The organism is Aeribacillus sp. FSL M8-0235 (assembly GCF_038000355.1).
In the GTDB taxonomy this organism is placed as follows: Bacteria; Bacillota; Bacilli; order Bacillales; family Aeribacillaceae; genus Aeribacillus; species Aeribacillus composti.
This window is the reverse complement of record NZ_JBBOBW010000001.1, coordinates 1,805,460-1,825,924: the sequence shown is the minus strand read 5'-3', so window position 1 is coordinate 1,825,924 and position 20,465 is coordinate 1,805,460. Positions and strand designations below refer to the sequence as shown.

Annotated in this window: 18 protein-coding genes; 3 read left to right on the top strand and 15 right to left on the bottom strand. The window is 40.8% G+C overall.

Translation table 11 applies throughout. The annotated features are described in order from the left end of the window. Positions 1 to 29: 29 nt before the first annotated feature. From NSQ71_RS08760 to NSQ71_RS08740, 5 genes are all read right to left on the bottom strand, one after another. Complete coding sequence (locus NSQ71_RS08760; protein ID WP_340733686.1) at positions 30 to 3,155, bottom strand: MMPL family transporter; 3,126 nt, start codon at positions 3,153 to 3,155, stop codon at positions 30 to 32. After that, positions 3,152 to 3,604: a MarR family winged helix-turn-helix transcriptional regulator gene (locus tag NSQ71_RS08755; protein ID WP_063389539.1), complete on the bottom strand. Its 453-nt coding sequence runs from the start codon at positions 3,602 to 3,604 to the stop codon at positions 3,152 to 3,154. The genes NSQ71_RS08760 and NSQ71_RS08755 overlap by 4 nt, the downstream gene beginning before the upstream one ends. A gap of 400 nt (positions 3,605 to 4,004) precedes the next feature. Beyond that, complete coding sequence (locus tag NSQ71_RS08750) at positions 4,005 to 4,226, bottom strand: hypothetical protein (protein ID WP_094245728.1); 222 nt, start codon at positions 4,224 to 4,226, stop codon at positions 4,005 to 4,007. Then, entirely contained in the window at positions 4,210 to 4,722 is a 513-nt protein-coding gene (locus NSQ71_RS08745; RefSeq protein ID WP_340733685.1) for an RNA polymerase sigma factor, read from the bottom strand. The genes NSQ71_RS08750 and NSQ71_RS08745 overlap by 17 nt, the downstream gene beginning before the upstream one ends. 7 nt (positions 4,723 to 4,729) lie before the next feature. Continuing rightward, positions 4,730 to 5,107 (bottom strand): hypothetical protein, encoded by a 378-nt coding sequence (locus tag NSQ71_RS08740; RefSeq protein WP_063389541.1) that lies wholly within the window; start codon positions 5,105 to 5,107, stop codon positions 4,730 to 4,732. 387 nt (positions 5,108 to 5,494) lie between these two features. Between NSQ71_RS08740 and NSQ71_RS08735 the strand changes: the two genes are divergently transcribed. After that, complete coding sequence (locus tag NSQ71_RS08735) at positions 5,495 to 6,202, top strand: DsbA family oxidoreductase (protein WP_340733684.1); 708 nt, start codon at positions 5,495 to 5,497, stop codon at positions 6,200 to 6,202. 562 nt (positions 6,203 to 6,764) lie between these two features. Here the strand turns inward: NSQ71_RS08735 and NSQ71_RS08730 are convergent. Both NSQ71_RS08730 and NSQ71_RS08725 read right to left on the bottom strand, forming a co-directional pair. Further along, positions 6,765 to 8,087: a hypothetical protein gene (locus NSQ71_RS08730; protein ID WP_339195546.1), complete on the bottom strand. Its 1,323-nt coding sequence runs from the start codon at positions 8,085 to 8,087 to the stop codon at positions 6,765 to 6,767. A 105-nt stretch (positions 8,088 to 8,192) separates the two neighbouring features. Beyond that, on the bottom strand, positions 8,193 to 8,795 hold the full coding sequence (locus tag NSQ71_RS08725) for a TetR/AcrR family transcriptional regulator (RefSeq protein WP_339211458.1): 603 nt from the start codon (positions 8,793 to 8,795) through the stop codon (positions 8,193 to 8,195). A gap of 84 nt (positions 8,796 to 8,879) precedes the next feature. Here NSQ71_RS08725 and NSQ71_RS08720 point away from each other — a divergent pair, with 84 nt between their 5' ends. Continuing rightward, entirely contained in the window at positions 8,880 to 9,431 is a 552-nt protein-coding gene (locus tag NSQ71_RS08720) for a hypothetical protein (protein ID WP_144597989.1), read from the top strand. 118 nt (positions 9,432 to 9,549) lie between these two features. On the opposite strand, the gene NSQ71_RS08715 is transcribed toward NSQ71_RS08720, so the two are convergent. The 4 genes from NSQ71_RS08715 to NSQ71_RS08700 all read right to left on the bottom strand — a co-directional run bounded on the left by NSQ71_RS08715 (position 9,550) and on the right by NSQ71_RS08700 (position 13,529). Continuing rightward, entirely contained in the window at positions 9,550 to 9,798 is a 249-nt protein-coding gene (locus NSQ71_RS08715; protein ID WP_063389546.1) for a hypothetical protein, read from the bottom strand. Then, the gene (locus tag NSQ71_RS08710) at positions 9,791 to 11,203 is read right to left on the bottom strand and encodes a radical SAM protein (RefSeq protein ID WP_094245724.1); all 1,413 of its coding nucleotides are present in this window, start codon (positions 11,201 to 11,203) and stop codon (positions 9,791 to 9,793) included. Before NSQ71_RS08710 ends, NSQ71_RS08715 begins: the two co-directional genes overlap by 8 nt. Continuing rightward, a complete protein-coding gene (locus NSQ71_RS08705) occupies positions 11,193 to 11,948 on the bottom strand; it encodes a prolipoprotein diacylglyceryl transferase (protein ID WP_340733682.1) in 756 nt (251 codons plus the stop codon). The genes NSQ71_RS08710 and NSQ71_RS08705 overlap by 11 nt, the downstream gene beginning before the upstream one ends. 399 nt (positions 11,949 to 12,347) lie before the next feature. Continuing rightward, entirely contained in the window at positions 12,348 to 13,529 is a 1,182-nt protein-coding gene (locus NSQ71_RS08700) for an IS701 family transposase (RefSeq protein WP_311066339.1), read from the bottom strand. 363 nt (positions 13,530 to 13,892) lie between these two features. On the opposite strand from NSQ71_RS08700, the gene NSQ71_RS08695 reads away from it, so the two are divergent. Further along, positions 13,893 to 15,107: a Gfo/Idh/MocA family protein gene (locus NSQ71_RS08695; RefSeq protein WP_066246674.1), complete on the top strand. Its 1,215-nt coding sequence runs from the start codon at positions 13,893 to 13,895 to the stop codon at positions 15,105 to 15,107. Between the two features lie 130 nt (positions 15,108 to 15,237). Here the strand turns inward: NSQ71_RS08695 and NSQ71_RS08690 are convergent, their stop codons facing one another. The 4 genes from NSQ71_RS08690 to NSQ71_RS08675 all read right to left on the bottom strand — a co-directional run bounded on the left by NSQ71_RS08690 (position 15,238) and on the right by NSQ71_RS08675 (position 20,452). After that, on the bottom strand, positions 15,238 to 15,813 hold the full coding sequence (locus tag NSQ71_RS08690) for a TetR/AcrR family transcriptional regulator (RefSeq protein ID WP_066246672.1): 576 nt from the start codon (positions 15,811 to 15,813) through the stop codon (positions 15,238 to 15,240). A gap of 196 nt (positions 15,814 to 16,009) precedes the next feature. After that, positions 16,010 to 17,803 carry a carbon starvation protein CstA gene (cstA, locus tag NSQ71_RS08685; protein WP_063389551.1) on the bottom strand — a complete coding sequence of 598 codons (1,794 nt, stop codon included), beginning with the start codon at positions 17,801 to 17,803 and terminating at the stop codon, positions 16,010 to 16,012. A 169-nt stretch (positions 17,804 to 17,972) separates the two neighbouring features. Continuing rightward, positions 17,973 to 18,704 carry a LytR/AlgR family response regulator transcription factor gene (locus tag NSQ71_RS08680; protein WP_063389552.1) on the bottom strand — a complete coding sequence of 244 codons (732 nt, stop codon included), beginning with the start codon at positions 18,702 to 18,704 and terminating at the stop codon, positions 17,973 to 17,975. Further along, on the bottom strand, positions 18,701 to 20,452 hold the full coding sequence (locus NSQ71_RS08675) for a sensor histidine kinase (RefSeq protein WP_339195527.1): 1,752 nt from the start codon (positions 20,450 to 20,452) through the stop codon (positions 18,701 to 18,703). Before NSQ71_RS08675 ends, NSQ71_RS08680 begins: the two co-directional genes overlap by 4 nt. Positions 20,453 to 20,465: the final 13 nt, after the last annotated feature.

Genomic DNA, 20,465 nt, shown 5'->3' with positions numbered 1-20,465 from the left:
TACGCACAAAGCGTATGTTCCCTTCTCGCTTATTCCTCTTTCATAAACGGCCACCAGTTCGCTTTACCAAACATTTTGACCATTACCGGTACAAATAGCGGCAGTACAACAAGAGCATATAAAAATAATCCTGTTAAAACAATTGTGGCAATTTCGAGCAGCGACAGCACACCGGACGGAAGCATCGCCGCAAATGTTCCGCCTAAAATGACCGCGGCGGAAATAATGACCGTTCCCATATGACTCATAGCTGAAAGCATCGCTTCTGTGACAGGCAAATCTCTGTATTCGTTGAAGCGGTTCATAAGGAAGATGCTGTAATCTATGCCAAGCGCAATTAAAATGACAAATGAGAAAAATGGAACTGCCCAGTTCAAACCGTCGTATCCAAGAAGGCGAACGAAAATGGCTTCTGACACTGCCATTGATGTGTAATACGTTAGAATAAGCGATAAAATTAAATAAATCGGCATGACAAACGAGCGCAGCAATGCAATTAATATAAGAGCAATCCCTATCAGCATCAATACAACTGTGCGGGAGTAGTCGTTTGCTGAAATCTCGTTCAAGTCGGAGTAAATGCTAGTAACCCCGTCATAGGCAATTTTCGCATTTTCAAGCTTCGTGTCTTTTACGGCAAACTCCACCGCTTGTTTGACCTCAGTAAGCTGATCCATCGCTGAAGTTGAATATGGATTTTTCTCGAAAACAACATCAATGGTTGTCACTTTGCCGTCATTCGATAAGTAAGCTTCTTTCGCATCCGCAAATTCTTTGCTTTCAAGCACTTCCTTCGGCATGTACCAGCCTGCCATTTCCTGATTTGAAGAAGAAAGACCCGATAAGTAATTTTCAGCAGAACCGAGACCATCGGCTACTTGATTTAGACCATCCACGCTTTTGTCAAGGCCTGAAATCAGCTGATTCATTTGTCCATCCAGTTGAGAAAAACCTTGCAGCAATTCCTCCTGTCCATTGTTGACTTGGCTTAAGCCGTTAGACAGCTCCGGCAATTTTGAAATGATGGTTTGCTGTCCAACCGCTGCCTTATCCAACCCTTTTTGCAGCTGATCAAGCCCGTTGATGAGCTCTCCCATTCCATTAACAAGCGCTTTTTGACCTGAAAGTAATTCAGAATATGAACGGTTCGCCTGCTCTATTCCATTTGTCACTCGCTGAAGCGCTCCGTTAATTTGCTGAAATCCGCTTCTCATTTGTTTTGCTTGTTCACTAAGCTGGGAAGCTGCCATTTTCACCTGTTGATACTCAGCATCCTGCTGAAGCTGCTGATGTCGTTGTTCGATGCGGTTTAAAGAATCACTCATACCGGATAAATGTGTTGACAATTGACCGAGATGTGATTCCATCTGTTGATATTGTTTCAGCAATGAATATAGACTGCTTCCGGCTGTTTCATATCCTTTCAAAAGCTGTTCTGCGCCGGATTGCAGCTTTTTCGCATTGTTTTGAACGGTCTCAAGCCCTTTCTTTATGTCACCGGCCCCCATCGATCCGCTCTCGATCCCCTGTTTAACTTGCGAAAGCCCTTTTTCAAGATCACCGACGCCGGCTTTTAATTCATTTGTTCCGGAAACGAGCGCTTCAATACCGTCTGTTGCTTGTTTTAATTTCGGAGATGATGCAGAAAGCTCTTTGCTCGCTTCATTCAAACCGGAGCTGATTTGTTCAAGCCCTTCATTTCCCTGAACAATTCCGTCTTTCAGCGTTTTCGCCTGTTCTGTCACAAATAATTGGTCGATCTGTTCGCCTGTCGGTCTCGTTACTGAGCGGACCGTCTCGACACCTTCAACTTTTTCGATGCTTCTGCTTATTTTTTCAATTAAAGCAAAGTATTCCGTCCTATTCATGTTGTCATCATTTTTGATCACAATTTTTGTCGGCATCGCTTCGCCTGGGTTGAAGCTTTTCGAAATAATATTAAAAGCCTTGACAGAGTCGTAATCATCCCCGATTTCTTGAAGGGAATTAAACGACAGCTTGCCGTCATAGGAAAGTAGCACTGGGAGGGTAATGATTCCTACGATGATTAAAGAAACAAGCGGTCTGGTGAACGAAAAACGTCCTGCAAAGTCCCATAGCTTGCTCTGTTTATGTTCCAGATTTCCTTTAACTGGCCAAAACAACACCGGGCCAAGCACAGCCATGAAAAACGGAACAAGCGTCATAAGTGCTACCAGCAGGATGGCGACTCCGACAGCGACTGCCGCAGCCGATTGATAAAGCTTAAATGATGACAATCCGATCGCCGCAAAGCCGATCATAACGGCTAAACCGCTGAAAAACACTGTTTTTCCTGCCGTGCGATAGGTTGTTACAATCGCTTCAGTTCGGCTTTCTTGTTTGCCAAGCTCCTCTTTAAAGCGGCTTAACAGTAAAATGCAATAGTCTGTACCGATCCCGAACAAAATGGCGACCAAAAATATTTGCGTAAAAGTGGACAATGGAAAATTCACCATTTCAACTAAAAAGGCGACAATTGACTGTGATGCCAAATATGTCATGCCGACTGTCAAGAGCGGCACAAATGGCGCTATAAGCGAGCGGAAAACGATCAGCAAGACAATCAAAATAAACACGACTGTTATGCCCTCTGTTTTTTTCACTCCTTCCTGCGAGCTGACAATAACGTCTTCATCGATGATCCAGCTGCCGGTATAATAATGCTCTAATGAAATATTATCGATCACTTTATAAAGAGCGGATGTCATTTCTTTTGCCGTTCTTCCGTCTCTTTCCATTTGTATTGACGTCAAGATGGTGGTTTTATCTTTTGAAACAAGCTGATCCTTTAACTCCTCTTGATGAAAAGGCGAAACAATTTCTGTAATCCGTAAATTCTCGCTGTGTTGTTCAAGCTGTTTTACAGCTTGTTCCGCTTCTTTCCAATCTTCCTTTGTCAGCCCGTCCTCATTATGCAGCACAAGGGCGACTGATATTAGATCTCCTGAATGCTCTTTGCTCTGAATTTCTTTTAAAATGTCATTCGCGATCGAAGAGGAATAACCTTCTGGAACCGTAATTTGCCCTTTTTCGCGCACAAGCTCCTCCATGTTTGGCGATGTAAAGAGCAAACCAATAACAGCGACAAGCCATAAAATGAGTACAAACCATTTTCCTTTCAGGATTGCCCTCATGACTCAACCTCCAGTTCAAGCAATACGTTTGCCAATTTTTCATAGGTTTGAATAAATGATTCGATCTCGTCCTCCGAAAATTTTGTTATGAACGATCCTACAACTTTATGAACTCTCTCTTCTGTACTTGCAAACAAATTGCTCCCTTTTTCAGTCAAAGCCAAATAAATGACCCTCCTGTCTTTTTCATCGCGAATTCGCTGAACAAATCCTTTCTCAACAAGCCGATTAATCATCGCTGTGATCGCGCTTTTGTTCACTCGAAAAACATTAGCTAGTTCTGTTGAAGTGCACCTTTCCTTTTGATGGATATAGCGCAAAAGATAGTGTTGTTCGTTTGTGATATCTGGATCAATTTCACATTTCACAAGTTCCTCCGCTCTTTTCGTCACAATGAACGAAACCTTAATATACCGTTCGATCAATTCATCTATTTTTTTTCGATCCATTGTCTGCCCCCTATTTTAAATAGTTCAACTATTTAACTATTAAATCATTTAACTATCAACCTGTCAATCAATTTGTATGAAAATTGGCAAACTTCCTCTTCTTCAAACGCGTGAAAGGTGCATTCCAATAAATGAAGGCTTCTCTAACGTGCTGAACGCTAGTTTCCATTCTCTAAAATATGTTCTTCGCATAGAAAAATGTTGTGTGAGCTAAGCTTTTATACTGTAAAAGATCCGGGTCACATAAGAGCAGATTCGACGAGTTAGCAGGCAGGACTGTCCGTTGCACTCTCAATGCTTTCGTTATAGAACTGAGAAGCTCCTGTTTCAAGTGTCAGTTAAACGGCGAGCAATTCATGGAAAAAGGGATCAACCTGCAAAGATGATCCCATCCATCGGTTCACAAAATCATCCAAACCGAAACAGCTAGCGAAACAACAATTGGAATAACCTGAATACATACCATCCCTTTAAAGGTGATTCGTTCTTCAGGAATCGGAAATGAAGCCTTTTCACACAGCCAATTAGCAAGCTTCTCCATTTTTGACTTTTTCATTGGAAAATCCGGTACTTCCACTGTATATTTTTTTAATAATTTATCAATTTCACGATCCTTTTCCATCAGATTCGATCCCCCATTCTTTCCTCATTTTTTGAACCGCTTGATGCAGCCTTGATTTCACCGTGCCCAAAGGTATGTTTAAGATGCGCGCAATATCCTTTTGTGACAGATCATGATAATAAAACAATACGATAACGGCCCGCTGTTCGTTTGAAAGCGATTGAAGCATCCGCTCGACCTCCATTTTTTCATCGGAACGGGATATGGTGACAGGCTCTTTATATAAAAACGGAAGAAGACGGTGCCACCTTGCTCTCATTTTTATTTTGCTGATCATCGTATGATAAGCAATTTGAAAAAGATATGTCTTCAGCCTCCCTTTTTCAGGGGAAAAGTAATGCTTTTTTTGCTGCAGCTTCAAAAATGCATCTTGAACGACATCCATGCTAAGCTGGTCGTCCCGTGTACAACGGTAAATAAAGCGGAAAAGCGGTGCTCGATATCGTTCATAAAGCTCGTTCAAAGCTTCCGTATCACCGTTTTGAAATTTTTCCATGAGCTTTTCATCTGTTAAATTCATCTGACCACCGCTCTTTAATTCCTTTGAACACATACAGGATTCTTCCGATGAACCAAAGAAACGTCATTAAAGTAAACATAAACGATTGATGAAGGAAAAATTGAATGACAGGACTGTTAATGTTATCTCCCCTTATTAGAAAGATAAAGAGTCCTGTGAGGCAGCAAAATGAATAAATTGCGGATATAACCGTAATCGTATCCCAACGGGTCCAATAGAAATAAAGATCGGTTTTTTTAAAATCAATGTTTCCCCATCGATCCCGAACGACCTTTTTATTTAAAGAAGCGATCGAAACACCGAAAATCGTTCCGATGATTCCGCCTACAATTGAACTGATTACCCAGCCGGTTACAGGCATAATTGTCATCTCCTTTCCCATCATTCATCTGTTTATACAAATCGTGAAAGGAAAAAGTTCATTTTTTTCCGTAATTTTTTAATAAAAAGGCTTCAGGTTGATTTCATCTGTAATATTAACAAAATCGCTGTTAGTTTTAATGTTTCGCTGGCCGTTTTACATGAAACGCTCCGATTCCATTCCGTTGATCAACATTTTACATCTTCTTGCAGATAAATCTCACGCTTTTTTCGCAAACGTCATAGGTCCGAAACAGATTCAATCATTTAAATGTTTTATGAAAAATGAAGTTTTCCTGTTTCTTTCTGTCAAGTCGAAAAAGTTGAAGTTGTTTCTTTTCATTCGATACAATGGATGTGCGATTGATTCATAAAAGAAGGTGAAAACATGAAAATTGAAATATGGTCTGATTATGTTTGCCCATTTTGCTATATCGGAAAGCGGCGGATGGAAAAAGCGCTTGAGCTGTTTCCGCACAAAGAGCAAGCGGAAATAGTGTTCCGCAGCTTTGAGCTTGATCCAACCGCCAAAAAGGAATACGATCTTTCCATCCATGAAATCATTGCTCAAAAATACGGCATTTCCGTTGAGGAAGCGAAGCGGGCAAATAACGATGTTGCCAAACAGGCAGAGTCCGTCGGATTGACATTTCGCTTCGAGGAAATGAAGCCAACAAATACGTTCGATGCCCATCGATTAGCGAAATATGCGGATAAAAAAGGGAAAGGAAGAGAAATGCACGAACGGCTCTTTTATGCTTATTTCACTGAATCGAAATTAATCAGTGACCATCAAGTTTTAGTTGAACTCGCAGAAGAAATCGGCTTGGATGGCGACGAAGTCAAGCAAGTGCTTTCAAGCGGTCAATTGGAAGAGGAAGTTAGAAAAGATGAACAGGAAGCCTCACGTCTCGGTGTCAGAGGTGTGCCGTTTTTCGTCATCAACCGCAAATATGCCATTTCTGGGGCGCAGCCAACAGAAGTATTTTTGAAAAGCTTTCAAAAAATATGGGATGAAGAAAACTCTTCTTCGCCGCTCAAACCACTGGCAGCTGATGGCGGAGGACTATGCAACGATCAGAGCTGTGAAATGTAATTCGTTTTGACCGCAGATGGACAGGAGGAACAACGGTCATCAATAACGACGTGTCCTCCTTTTGCATTTCTTTCAGTTCATGACGATCTGTCAATGGCTCACATCGCAAAGTTTGTTTAATTTATTTACTTAATTTCGTTTGTTAACACATATAAAAGAACCGAATCGTCAGGTTATCAATGTTTACATCCTTTGTTACATTGACTAACCTTCCCAAGTTTTCTTTAGAGGAACAATTCTTACTTTACTCCTCAAACTATGAAATTTAGGCGGTGCGGCCGCTCATTATGTCTTCATAACGGTGATGAATCGTTTAACTATTTTTCTTGTTGATCTGCTATTCCTTTTTTCTTGAATGATGCAAAGACCTTTCCATTTTATTACACTTGCACCCGAAATAAAAAATCCACGTCAAAGTCCCAGAGGTAAAATACTGGGATTTTGACGTGGATCTCCATTTTCCCTTCAAATTTATGAATTTTTCATCCATCGCAACATTGTAAATGATTTCAAAGAACGGACTTTTTTCCATTTAATGTTTGATTATCCATTTCTTCATAAATTAAATTCTCGCTTCAAAAATGACCGCCTCTTGATCAAATTTCATATCCAATAGACCCTCTGTTTTATTTATAAAAGAGTTCCAATTGTTGATAAGATTATTGTAAGTAAATGGATAATACGCATGATGCGCCGACCAATCATTTTGAAAAAACATGTCCCAGTCGTTTTTTGAGGAATGATAACGGACAAGATCATTCCAATTCGCATCATTTGTTTTTTGTTCATATGAAACGTAAGCAGACGGTATAATATGCAAAAAGACATGATCTATATTTTTTTCTTTTGCGTGCCTTCTCATACTTGAAATAATGTCATCGATGATTTTCGAATCAAGTATGGAATAAGCCCTTTTGCTCCGTCCATATGCTTCTTCCCTCTTTTCCTCCTGGAAGCGGTTGTATGATTCAATCGTTTTTTGGATATATGAATGGTATACATGCTCAAGGTTGCCACGCATTTTTTCAGACAATGGTGTATGAAGCAATGCTTCCAGCTTCATCCCTAATAATCCGAGTTCAATCCCGATTTGTTCTTCGCTTTTTGCAGCCGTATAGCCATGTTCTGTTCGGACCGCTTCTTGATAAAAGGACCCAGCCGCTTCAAAATCATATATTGTATAATGATCGCCGGTTTCTAAAGCGCTTTCCTTCTGTAAAAATTGTTGGCGGAGCGCCTCCAACTTAAAAGTATGGTTTCCCCTTAACAGCTGTTCACCATCCGTTCTGTCGATTGGGGCATAATCCTCATGCTTGCGTAAAAAAGATGTATATTGTTCGATGCGCTGTTCATAAGCTTTTAAAATATCGTTATACATCTCCTCTTTCACGTCTGGGAGACCATGCTTCACAAAAAAGCCGCCAACTGATTTTGAAAAAGAATCAGCTAACTGTTGGATGCTTTGTTGAAAAAAATGATCGAGTTTGTCGAGCCGCTCTTTTCGTTGTTCACCAAAAAAATTTTCTTCAATCCAGTTTTTTAAATAAACATATTCTGAAGCTAGATCATCAATTTTTTCACCGAGGCGGTCAAAACGCCCAAATCCTGCCCGCCCCCTTGCTTTCGCGTAGAACTTAGTTGATTTCCAAGGAACGATTAGAGCGTTTGACTTCCCCCTTTTTAACGTGATTGTTTTCAGAACAGATCCGTGTGCCAGCGCTTCCTTCTTCAAATCTTTTATGTTGTCCTTTTCTGATTGGGCCCCAAGATTGGATTCATATATTTTTTCAACAATAGACTGTTTTTTCTCATGTTCTTTCAATGATTGCTGCAGAGCAACAATAGGTGCAAAACTGAATTGATCTGTGTAATAAAGCTGAACCATTTTCCCACCTCCTTTTATATCAGAAGCTAGAAAGGATTCCTAAACTTTCATTTTTTTGCGGATGTGAATTTGTTTGATTTATATTCTTAGTTTCGACGGAAACCATTATAAAACCTCTTGTTTGCACAAAGATTTTAAGTGACTGTCCAAAATGGATTCGATCATCTCATTAGATAAATATTCCGGATGCATTAATCCATGAATGGCCAAGCCATCGATCAGTGCATACAGACGGTCCACCTCCAGCTCTACATTGATATTCGGCCGCGCAAGATCAAGTTTGACTAAAGTCTTGATGACCTGTTCAAATCCATAACGCATTTTAAGATATACTTCTTTGCTTAAAGACTGAAGTTCCGGCTCCGAAAGAGCTTTCTGGGTAAAAGCAAACCATACCTCCATTTCTTTCTTTGTATCATCTTCAAGCGGCAAAACCTCCCGGATCATCCTTTTCATTGCATCAAGCGGCGGCATAGAAAAATCAATTTCGTTAATTCGTTGACTCACCCTTTCCGACACCAATTTCATTGCAAATGACAGCAATTCTGCTTGAGTTGAAAAATAATGTCTTAATGAACCAACGGAAACTCCTGCTTCTCTCGCAATATTGCGAACGGTTGCTTTTTCCATCCCGCCTTTCGCAATGACATTCCATGTCGCTACAGCAATTTTTTCTCTTTGTTTTACGTGATCCACTTTTTTCGGCATATTTTTATTATATCATGGTTGTTTTTTTAATACACTTGTGTTAAATTTTTATTTAATACGTGTGTTTTAAAAAGGAGTGGAATCATGATCGGTTGGCTCATTGTCATATGCGAAATTTTGTTTTGGATATTTGTCGGCGCCGGATTATTCGCCAGATATATTCTAGGCTGGAAAAAAATCGGGTCGCTCCTTCTATTGTGTACGCCTCTTATCGATCTTGTTTTAATCATCGCAACGGTTTTCGATTTGAAAGACGGCGCAACAGCTCATTTTGTACACGGATTGTCTGCTGTATATATTGGGGTTTCGGTTGCATTTGGCAAACGGATGATTCAATGGGCGGATGAACAGTTTGCTTACCGATTTGCTGGAGGAAAGCGGCCAAATAAACGGCCTCAATTCGGAAAACAGCATGCTGCTTACGAACGGCAAGGCTGGTACCGCCACCTTCTAGCATGGATTATTGGGAATGCACTTCTCCTGTTCATGGTTCTTTTCGTCAACGATTTCCAGAAAACAGAAGCACTTTTATCATTTTCGGCAAAATGGACGTTCATCCTGTTTATCGATTTTTTATGGAGCTTCAGCTATACAATATGGCCGAAAAAAGAGGCGAAAGGGCATTATGAAAGTTAATCCTAGAATTTGACCATTTTCCCCTAGATTAGCGCTACAGAGCTTGTAGAGAAGGACAATATTTTTCTCTACAAGTTTTATTTACAGCTTTTTATACCATGTTTGTAAACTCTTTACGTTAGTACCATCCCATCATAAACACTCCGAAACATGCTGTATTCACTAAAAACGTAATCCCAGCTGCGATCAGTATTCCTTGAGCAATCGCTGTTTTTCTTTTCATTAAGGCGATCACGACTGCTGGAATGATATAAATCACCTGAACAAAACCGATAAAAAAGATCGTAATCGGAAAAATCAACAATAGCCCATGTAAAAGAAGCACAATACCGATGCCTTTCCAAATGTCTTTTGTATGCTCATTCATGCACAGTCATCGCCATTTCTGTTTGAATTTCTTTCAGCCGGTTTTCAAGGCTGTCCCTGTAAAACAAGTTATACGTGTCAAACGGAATGATGCGGCCGTCGTGATGTACAATATGAACACAGGATTTTTTAACTGAACGAACATCAAAGTTGTAAGCATCTAAAAATTGCATAATAATTACACGAAACACATTGTTATAGCTAATATTTTCCGGTATCGCTACTTTCGGCAGACAGCATAATAAATCTTTTAGTGACATCGCGGAAGAGCCGGGAGAATGATTTAAACTGAATAGCTCAAAAACTTTATGTTTCAATTGTTCATCTTGTTCAAATACGATCGTATTTTGATCTCCTTCAAGGAGAATATGTGGATCGATCATACCCGTCAGAGGCTTCACTTCCCCGTTTAACTTCAGCGCATACCCCATAGCCAAACAGTCAGGATGGCAAGGGACAGGAATAATATCGTCTGCTTGAAAAACCTCCGATTGCTCGATAATCATGCTGCGAACTTCGCTCAACGTTAATCGGTCAGTTGCAGGGTTAAAATTTTTTGTTCTTCCGGCAATTTGCACCGGCTGAAAGGTGACTCCCCTGACTGCCTGCTGCGAAAGACCGTATTTAATGATTTTTCCGACCTCCTGATCGTTTACACCTTTTTTTAACGTGACAACTAATGTTGTGGAAATGTTGTATTCATTTAAATGTTCTATTGCCTTCTCTCGAACTGCACGCAAATCTACTCCGCGCAGATCGATTAACGCCTCTTTTTCAAAACTGTCAAACTGCAAATAAATTTCAAATCCGGGCATGTAGCGAGCCAGCTTTTCAGCAAATTTTTTGTCCTGGGCAATTTTAATTCCGTTTGTATTCACCATTATATGCTTAATTGGCTTCGATTTCGCCATTTCTAATATCTCGAAAAACTGTGGATGGATCGTTGGTTCACCGCCGCTGATTTGAACGATATCCGGTTCCCGCTCATTTTTCACAATCGCATCAAACATCTTCTCAATTTCCTCTAGTGAGCGCCATTTCTGTTTTTTCGGGGAAGACTCCGCATAACAGATCGGGCATTGCAAATTGCACTGATCCGTAACTTCCACCAATGCCAAGCAGCTGTGCTGCTCGTGATCCGGACATAAGCCGCAATCATATGGGCACCCGTATTGAATGGAGGTATTCCAGCGATACGGCATTTCTGCACGCTTCAAAAATTCACGGCATTTTTTGTAATATTCGATATCGGTTGAGATCAATACTTTTTCTCTTCCATGATGACGGCAATGTTTTACTAAAAAAACTTGATCATTCTCAAATATGACTTTTGCTTCCGTTTTCCGCAAACATTTTGAACAAATGCTGTTCGTTAATTCATAGAAAATGTATGGTCTATTTGGCATACTGAAATTTCTCCCTTCTTTTTTTTCTTATAAGGAACAAATAGTACATCAATCCGACGAAAGCTGCTAACTGAATGTTGTTTAACCCAAAATACGGGTGAGGTGTCGGCTTGATAAAATCAATAAAAAAGCGAAACAGCAAATAGGAAACCATAAAAAACTGGAACAGAAACCCTTCCCACGGAGCTGTTTTCTTTTTTCTTATGTATAGAACGAAAAAACCGATCAGCCATAAATAGACAATTTCATATATTTGAGTTGGATGTCTCAGCACGCCGTCTCCAAAATCAACACCCGTCACCCAAGTCGTTGGGGTGCCGTGCGTATGGTCTGAGAGGCCGGTGAAAAAACAGCCTATCCTGCCAATGCTCATGCCAATATTAAGCGGTAAGACAAAATCATCGCCTGTCGATCGCTTCCAGCCGATTAGCTTTTTTGCGGTTTCAACTCCGATCAATCCTCCCAGCAATCCACCGACGATCGTTTTCCCGGCCATTAAATAGTTGAGATTCGTCACATTTTTCAGCGTTTCAACAGGATTTTCAAGCCAATACAGGAGCTTTGATCCTAACGCAGCCCCGGCTATCGCACCGATCACGACCCATATCGCCTTATCAAGCGGAATTCTTTCTTTATTTCTCGTATGCAAGTAAACTCTGAAACCAACAAAATAAGCCAAAGTCTCAAAAAATAAATGCGGATGAATCGAAACAGGACCCAAATGTATATAAACAGGAAAATCCATTTTACACCTCTTTTTGAAAACCTTACTTTCATCATATCAAAAAATATGAATTGATTGTTTTAATATTTTAAACATTACAAAAAATTTTGTTGCAGCAGTTATATTTTTCCCCGTCTCAACTAAACTAATGAAAGCGCCGGCAAATATTTTCGAAAGCTGATTTTTGTTCAACAAGCTTAGCATCAATAAGTGATTCCAAACTGTCCGCATCAGCCCATTTACAGAAAAGCTATATTTTCTAATGTTTATAATCAAGGCAGATTGGATTTTTCCAGAAGCAAATCCCGAATTTCCTTTGAATCATGATGGCAATCGCTTTTGCATACAAATAAATAATCTGTAGATGAGCAATTTTCATAACAATAATTACCATACCAAAAGAGACAAACAGGGTACCCCTTATGCCACATGGAGCTGTTTTTTGACAACATCAATGGGAATATCTTGCTTCGCTGCATGGTAAATGAACTCGACGAGACTATGCCCTTTCTTCGTTCGGAGAAGATCAAGCCCAGTAGAGAAATCCCGGTTGGACTCGACCATACTGTACACATAAGCGAGTTGCACCAAGATCCAATACCGTTTCACCGCCCGACGTTGACGAACGCGGTACCCATCGAGCTTCAGCTGGTCTTTCGCTTGTCGAAAAAAGCATTCGATCGACCAACGTTGGGCATAGTAGCGCAAGATCTCTTCATCGCTTAGCTCCCGGTCGGTGCTCAAGACGCAGTGAAGATGTTCGGGTGTCATCGGCTGATCGGCTTTCCAAGCCAACAACACAACGGCATCATCGAGACCTTTCAGCGATCCCTCGTAGCGATACACGCGATAACGCTCTTCTCCCACCGTGACGAGATGGGTGTCGTTCGGTTCGATATAGCGGGCAAACTGTTTGGCTTGGATGGCGATGCCTTTCGGATAGAGAATCCGGTTCGTTTTGAGCATCGCGATGACGTGAAATCCTTTTTTCAGACAGGCTTCCACGAGCGCTTGCGATGGATACCACGAATCCATCAGCACATAAACGGGACGGCGTACATCCAAAGAAGAAAGCATCTCGATCGCGAGTTCCCCCTTGCTTTTCCCAGCCGCCTTGTCGTAGAGGCGGAACGCAAAGGGAAAAGCCTGGGTCATCGTATGAACCATGAGCCAAACAAGAGAATGTCCCCAGATCGACTTTTTCTCTGTGTGAGAATAGTGCCAATCACACCCTTGAATGGCGTGCGTTGCCCGTGACGAAGGCTTGATTTTTTGGCAAATCGTATCATCGATCGAAACAAAAAGGGGTTGATTTTTCTGTTTGGCGATCCGTTCGACACGATGAAGCATCCATTGCTGGAGTTTGCGAAGCAGCGTCTCTTCATCCCAAGGGCTTTTCGTGAAAAAATGGCTGAGTGTCGTTCGATGATTGGGGTGAAAGCTCCAATGATGAAGATCGGTCAACGTTCCAGAAAAGCCTTTCGTGATCATCGCATCCACGATATGAACGAGATGCTTCATGACAGGTTTTGAAAAATAAAGTGCCAACCCCAACATCGTGAAAAACTTGTGGATTCCTTGATGATGTGCTAATCTATTCATGAGACATGAACCTCCTTGTGTGAATGGTTTGTTGGCACATCTATTCTAACCAAGGAATCGGGTTCATGTCTCCTTTTTTGTTTCGATGTAAATTTATGTTAGTGATTTTGCTCATCTACTGTAAATAATTAAAAGTTATTTGTTAGGAATCGTTGTTTGAGCAGGTTTCCTAGATTTGATTCAACGATCATCCTGTCATTTCCTTGCTCTCATTCACGCAAATCTTTCAAACTTTTTTTACACTTGACAGAATCGGTTTTGAAAAATATACATCCTACTAATTGTGCAATTCAAAATTTACGAGACTATATTTTCGTTTATAATGAAGTTGTCAAATTCCATAACGTAAAGGGGGAAAACACCATGTCTGGCAAGATGAAGACTTACCGAGTGGGGATCGCAGGTGCGGGCGCTTTTGCCACTTTTTTGTCCGGTGCGCTTGCACGGCTGCCTGAATTTCAATTGACAGCTGTCGCAGGAAGGACGGATACAAAACGGGAGAGCGTGATGGCTGCTTTTCAAAAACAGAGACATAATGCGATAACGCCAAAAGAATATTATGAGGCAGCCGACCTTATAGCCGATCCTGAAATCGATATTGTCATTTTAGCAACACCGCCTCATCTTCACTCCTCACTTAGCCGACTGGCTTTAACACACGGAAAGCATGTCTTGTTAGAAAAACCTGGTGCCCTTTATGCCAAGGAACTTTTGGAAAATGCGAACTATGCAAAAAAACAAAAGCGTGCATTCGCCGTGAACCTTGTATTGCGTTACAATCCGCTAGTAGAAGCTGTTGAATGGATCGTCCGCCATCGGCTGCTTGGATTCGTGCATCATGCAAGTCTCACCAACTCGGCTCATCACGTCGCCAATGGCCATTGGTTTTGGAATGATCAACTAAGCGGAGGCATTTTTATTGAACATGGAGTTCATTTTTTTGAGGTCGGTCGCCACATACTCGGAGAAGCGGTCGATGCGAACGGTTTTGCTCTGACGGAGGAAAACGGTGAAAAACAGCGTGTTTGGGCAAGCGTTCTTCATAAACCAGTTTATCAACAAGACGAAAAAAGTTCGGAAAACAACATATATTCTTTAGTTCCTGTTCAATATTACCACGGCTTTACGATGGATCCTGACGCACCGGAATCGACAAAATGGGAAATTCATTGCACTCATGGACGGATTGTACTTGAAGGATGGATTCCCCAAAAATTATTTTTAGAGGGCAAAATCTCAAAAGAACAGGGCGAGCTGATCGATCAAATACTAGACAGCATACCGAAAAAACCGGTAGAAAACGCTGTTGAAAAAGTACGCTCTTCAGCCTTTCATTGTTTCAAAAATAAATCGTTCCCGCTTGAAGCACTATCCAGCATTTCATACGAACGGACAATCAAATTGGAGCAGCGGCAATTGTGGTATGAGGCAATGGTCCAAGACCGTTTCCTTGATTTTTGCCGAATCATTGAAGAAGAAGGATGGGAAGGATTTGTTACAGCTGAAGACGCCGTGAAAGACTTAGAACTGGCAAATCGTGTAACGTTTAATAAAACGGAGCAGCCGCTAACCGAATAAATTGGTTAGCGGTTTTAAATAGCATTTTATCCAATGGAAAACGACTGATCTAATCTCGTTTTTTTATTTCGCATATACACTAATGCGAAATGATGTTAACGTCATTCCAGCACCTTTCATGTTCCTCCTTTTAATTTTTATTCAAAATCCCCTCTAAGAACAAAAGGGACACTTGGTCCGCAAGTTCATTTTCTGTTTTTTCTCCTGTCATTACATATCGTTCAATAATGTGCTCGATCACTGAGAGAAATGCTTCACCGGCAAATTGAGTGTCAATTTCCGTTTTAACAATTCCAAGTCTTTGATTGTTGCTCATATTTGCTGCTATTTTTTCAACAATGATGCTTCGTAAACGATCATCTTTGTTCTCCCTGAGTGCAACTTTCGTTAAGTGAGGATTTTTTCCGAGAAACTTCAGAATGTCAGCGATTGTCTCACGGACATGGTCTTTCACTTGCTCCGGTTGTATATCAGCCACTTTTTTTCCTGCATCACTAAAATGAATTAACTGCTTTTCAAAATCTTCAAGCATTTGTTCGAAAATTTCTTCCTTGCTGTTGAAATAAAGATAAAAAGCTGCCTGCGTGAGCCCTGCTTTTGCCACAATATCGCTGATCTTTGTAGCATGAAAACCTTTATGAGCGAACAGCTCCGCAGCAGCTTGAAATATTTTCTTTTTGCTCTCTTCTCCTTTATTTCTCGCCATAAAAATCACCCTTTTTTATACAACTAACTAATTAGTTAGTTGTTATTGTACATGATATTGCTTTTACGATCCATTACTTCCATTAAGTTTTTTTGCCATCGTTTGATCATTTCTCCTCCTCTGTCGCCACCGCTGTTGTGATGCTTAAACAAATAAAGAGCGGCATCAACAAATGAGCCGCCCAATTACCCTTGTGTCAGGCTGATTTAGCCTCCATTTGAAAGCCCGGATCATTCCATATTTCAATCCATTTTTTCAATGCCGTTGCCAAGATGACAATACCAAGAACGAGCATAATGATGGATAAAATTCCGTTTAATACGTTGTAGCCTGCAGCTTCCGGATTCAAATAAACATTTACGGTCATCCAGTAGCCAGCATAGTTTACTGTAGCAAATAAATAAGCTAACGGAATGAGGCAAGTAAGCATATATCTTCGTTTATCGGCAATTTTTAAAATAACTGTCGCACCGACAATCAGTCCGATGGATGCCATCAGCTGGTTCGATACGCCAAACAATGCCCAAACCGATCCAATATCTCCTGAGTAAAGCAGGTACCCCCACATAAAACAGGCTAAAGCGCTTGCAAATACGGAAGCCGGAACGGAGTCTACCTTTTTCAATGGTTTATACACTTCACCGAAGAAATCTTGAATTAAATAACGTGCTACACGTGTTCCTGCATCAATCGCAGTTAAAATGAAAACAGCCTCAAACATTATAACAAATTGGAAAAAATACGAAGCCAAATTCTCAAACCATGGAATCGCAGTAAAAATATAAGTCATTCCAACTGCAAGTGTAACCGCTCCACCTGTTCTTCCTTCCAAATTTAAACCTATTTCCTGGCTTAAAGCTGGTAAATTAATAACATCCATTCCAAGTGTCCGGAATACTTCCGGCGCGGAATTGATCGCAAAATAATCTGCCGGATGAAGAGCTGTTGCAGCGATCAGCGCCATGATGCCGACCAAACATTCCACCAACATGGCTCCAAAGCCGACAACTTTTATATCGCTCCACTTATTAAGCATTTTCGGCGTTGTACCCGATCCGACAAAAGCGTGAAATCCTGAAATCGCACCGCATGCAATTGTAATCGATATAAACGGCCAAACAGGTCCAGCTAAAATCGGCCCTCCGCCGTGGATAAATTCTGTAAAGGCCGGCATTTCAATAGAAGGATTAATGATAAAAACACCAATGATCAGCGCAATGAACACACCGATTTTCATAAAGCTGCTCAAATAATCACGAGGAGCAAGCAGCAGCCAAACCGGCAAAGCCGCAGCAAAAAATGCATAGATTGGTAAAATAAGCGCCAAAGTTTTAGTATCGAATGTCAACCAATCCCCAAGAGCTGTTTCTTGTATGGAAGGTCCTGCGAAAACACCTATCATTAATAAAATAAAGCCAACTGTTGAAGCTAATTTTAAATTGCCTGTTTTCTTATAGAAAATTCCGACTCCCATTGCAATAGGAATGGTGATTCCGACTGCAAACGTGCCCCAAGGGTTTTTTTCCAATGCATGAAGAACAACCATGGAAAGACCAGCCATTGTTATGGTAATAATAAACAGCATGGCAAGTCCTGTGCAAAAGCCGGCTACCGGACCTAATTCTTCTTTTGCTACTTCCGATAATGATTTCCCTTTTTGCCGCATGGAAGCAAATAAAACGACTGCATCATGGACGGCTCCCCCAATTACGGCACCAATCAAAAGCCACAGTAGACTGGGCAAATATCCAAATTGTGCGGCCAGGATCGGTCCGACGAGCGGTCCTGCTGCAGCAATAGCGGCAAAGTGATGCCCGAAGCTTACCCATTTATTCGTCGGAACATAATCCTTTCCATCATTTAATTCGTGAGCTGGTGTCGGTTTTGAATCATCCAGCTTCAACACTTTTACAGCCATAAATGTTCCGTAAAGACGGTAGGCGATCATTAAAATACACATTGAGGCAATCACGATTGTAATCGCATTCATTTTTTTGTAACCTCCCCTTTGTTCTTGCTTTTTACATCATTGTATTAAATAAACATCTTCATGATCGGTTTTCAAAACAAAATGCAAGAATCCGGGGATAAATCGTCAATTTCTTAAATTGAATTGCAACAATTTTGTCACAAATATTGCTTAAAGCTTTCAGCTTTTTTTAAATGCCCAATCGCTTTTTCAGTTCCTTCGTATAAGTTCTGCTGACCGGGATCGATTCGCCATTTTTCATGATTACATGATACGTGGAGTTGAACCACGGCTGAATTTCAACTATTTCATTCAAGTTGACTAAATAAGCTCTATGAACACGCATGATGTGCGTTTGCTGCAGCTTTCTTTCAAAAGTGACAAGCGATTCTTTAACTTCATATTTTTGATCGCGGCAAGTGATAATGGTTTTTCCGTCATTAAACTCAATATAAAGAATATCTTTCACGTTAATAAGCAGAATGCGGTCGTCTAATGACACAGGAATCTTTTCATCCTGCATTTGAAAATATTGCGGTCTTTTTTCTTGGCGAGCTTCCAGCCGCTTTGAAATTTTTTCAATTGTATGAAATATCCTTTCTTCATCAAACGGCTTCAAAATGTAATCAACCGCATTCAGCTCAAATGCTTTTAAAGCGTACTCATCATAAGCGGTTGCAAAAACAATCTCAGGTCTATGATCAATCTCCATTAGCTTTTCAGCAAGTCTAATCCCTTGTTCATGAGATGACAGCTGTATATCGAGAAAGATCACATCCATGTCGGTCTGGCGGATTTTTTCAATCGCTTCATCCATTTGTTCCGCTTCCCCAACAATCTCTACCTGCTTGCTCCTTTTAAGCAAGTAAATAAGTTCGTCTCTTGCCAACGGTTCATCCTCCACGATAAAAGCCTTGATCATACGGCTACTTCTCCTTTCATTTCTAATGGAAACTTAATCGTCACTTTCGTTCCATTTTCATCACTTTTAATATGGAAGGCTCCGGCGGAATCATAAATTTCTTCTATTCGTTTTTTTATATTCCAAAGAGCTGTTCCTGTTCCATCATTCGATTGAACGGTCTGATTTCCCAATTGGCGCAATAAATGATCAGGAATGCCGCTGCCATTATCTTCGGTGATTAAGATCATTTGATCATTTTCTGCATACGCCCGAATGGACACTTTCCCATGCTCCTTATTGGCAAAAGCGTGCTTGATAGCGTTTTCGACGAGAGGCTGAAGCGTAAACGGCGGAACCATTACTTTCTTTAAGCTTTGGTCAATATCAAAACTTACATGATATTTATCAGGAAATCTTGTCTGCTCAATAGATAAGTACGCTTCAACATGCTCAAGCTCTTTTTCAAGCGGAATGACAAATTGTCTAGCTCCCTGTAAATTACTTCGGAAGAACACGCTTAATTTTAAAAGAAGCTTTCTAGCTTTATCCGCATCAGTTCTGATCAAGCTGGAAATCGTGTTTAACGAATTGAACAGGAAATGCGGATTAATTTGCGCCTGCAAAGCTTTAATTTCTGCATCTTTCAGCAGTTTTCTCTGCAGTTCTGCATCAGCAAGCTCCAATTGGGTAGAAAACAGCTTGCTAAGTCCTTCCGCCAGCTCTTGCTCCACTTTATCCATAAGACTCGGGTCTAAAAAATAAAGCTTTAACGTGCCAACCGTTTGGTTGTGTACTTGAAGCGGCATAACAATCGCTGACTGAAGCGGACAATCAGAATTTGGGCATTGGATTTCCTCCTTCGATTTTGCTTTAATGATTTTCCCCCGCTCTAAAACCTTTTTTGTCAGCTTTGTTACTAAAGTTTGCCCTTGCTTATGATGATCAGAACCGGCACCGATATGAGCGAGGACAATTTCCCGATTAGTAATGGAAATGGCATCTGCTTTCGTCCATTTTAAAATAATTTCCGCCACTTTTTTACACGAATGCTCATTTAAGCCTTTTCGGAAAAATGGCAAGGTCTGCTGTGCGATGTAAAAAGATTTATGTGTTTGAAGAGCCTTCGTCCGCTCTTCCTCCACTAGAATCGAATGAATAATTAAAATAAAAATAAGAGTCCCAAATCCGTTAATCGTAATCATCGGAAGAGCGATTAATTCTACAAGCTTAACTGCGGATTCAAACGGGCGGGCAAGTAAGAGAATAAGTCCCATTTGAGTACATTCCATAAAAATTCCGGTCAAAACAGCTTTCCAAGGTGAAAAATTGTCTTTTATTCTAAAACGCTTCCAAAGGAAACCGGTCACGAATCCAGCCAAAATAGTAGATGCTCCGCAAGCAAACGCGGTAAATCCTCCTAATGTCATCCGATGCAGTCCTGCTACTAGACCAGTGCCGATGCCGACGAATGGACCGCCAAGCAATCCCCCAATCACTACTCCCATAATTCTTGTATTGGCAATTGCGGCATCTCCATCCACTTCTATTTGCCATGTTTGTGAGCTGATATTGCCTTGAGCAATTTCGACACCAGTATAATTACTAATAATGCCAAAAGATCCAAATACGGCAATCAGCATTAGCTTTTCGCTTAATCCATGCTCATGATGAATCATTCGCCGAAATGCCTTCATCCTTGATAACAAAAAAGCTAAAATGACTAAAATTCCCACTCGCTCCAGCATTAAAGGCATTAAATCAAACAAGACAGACACACTC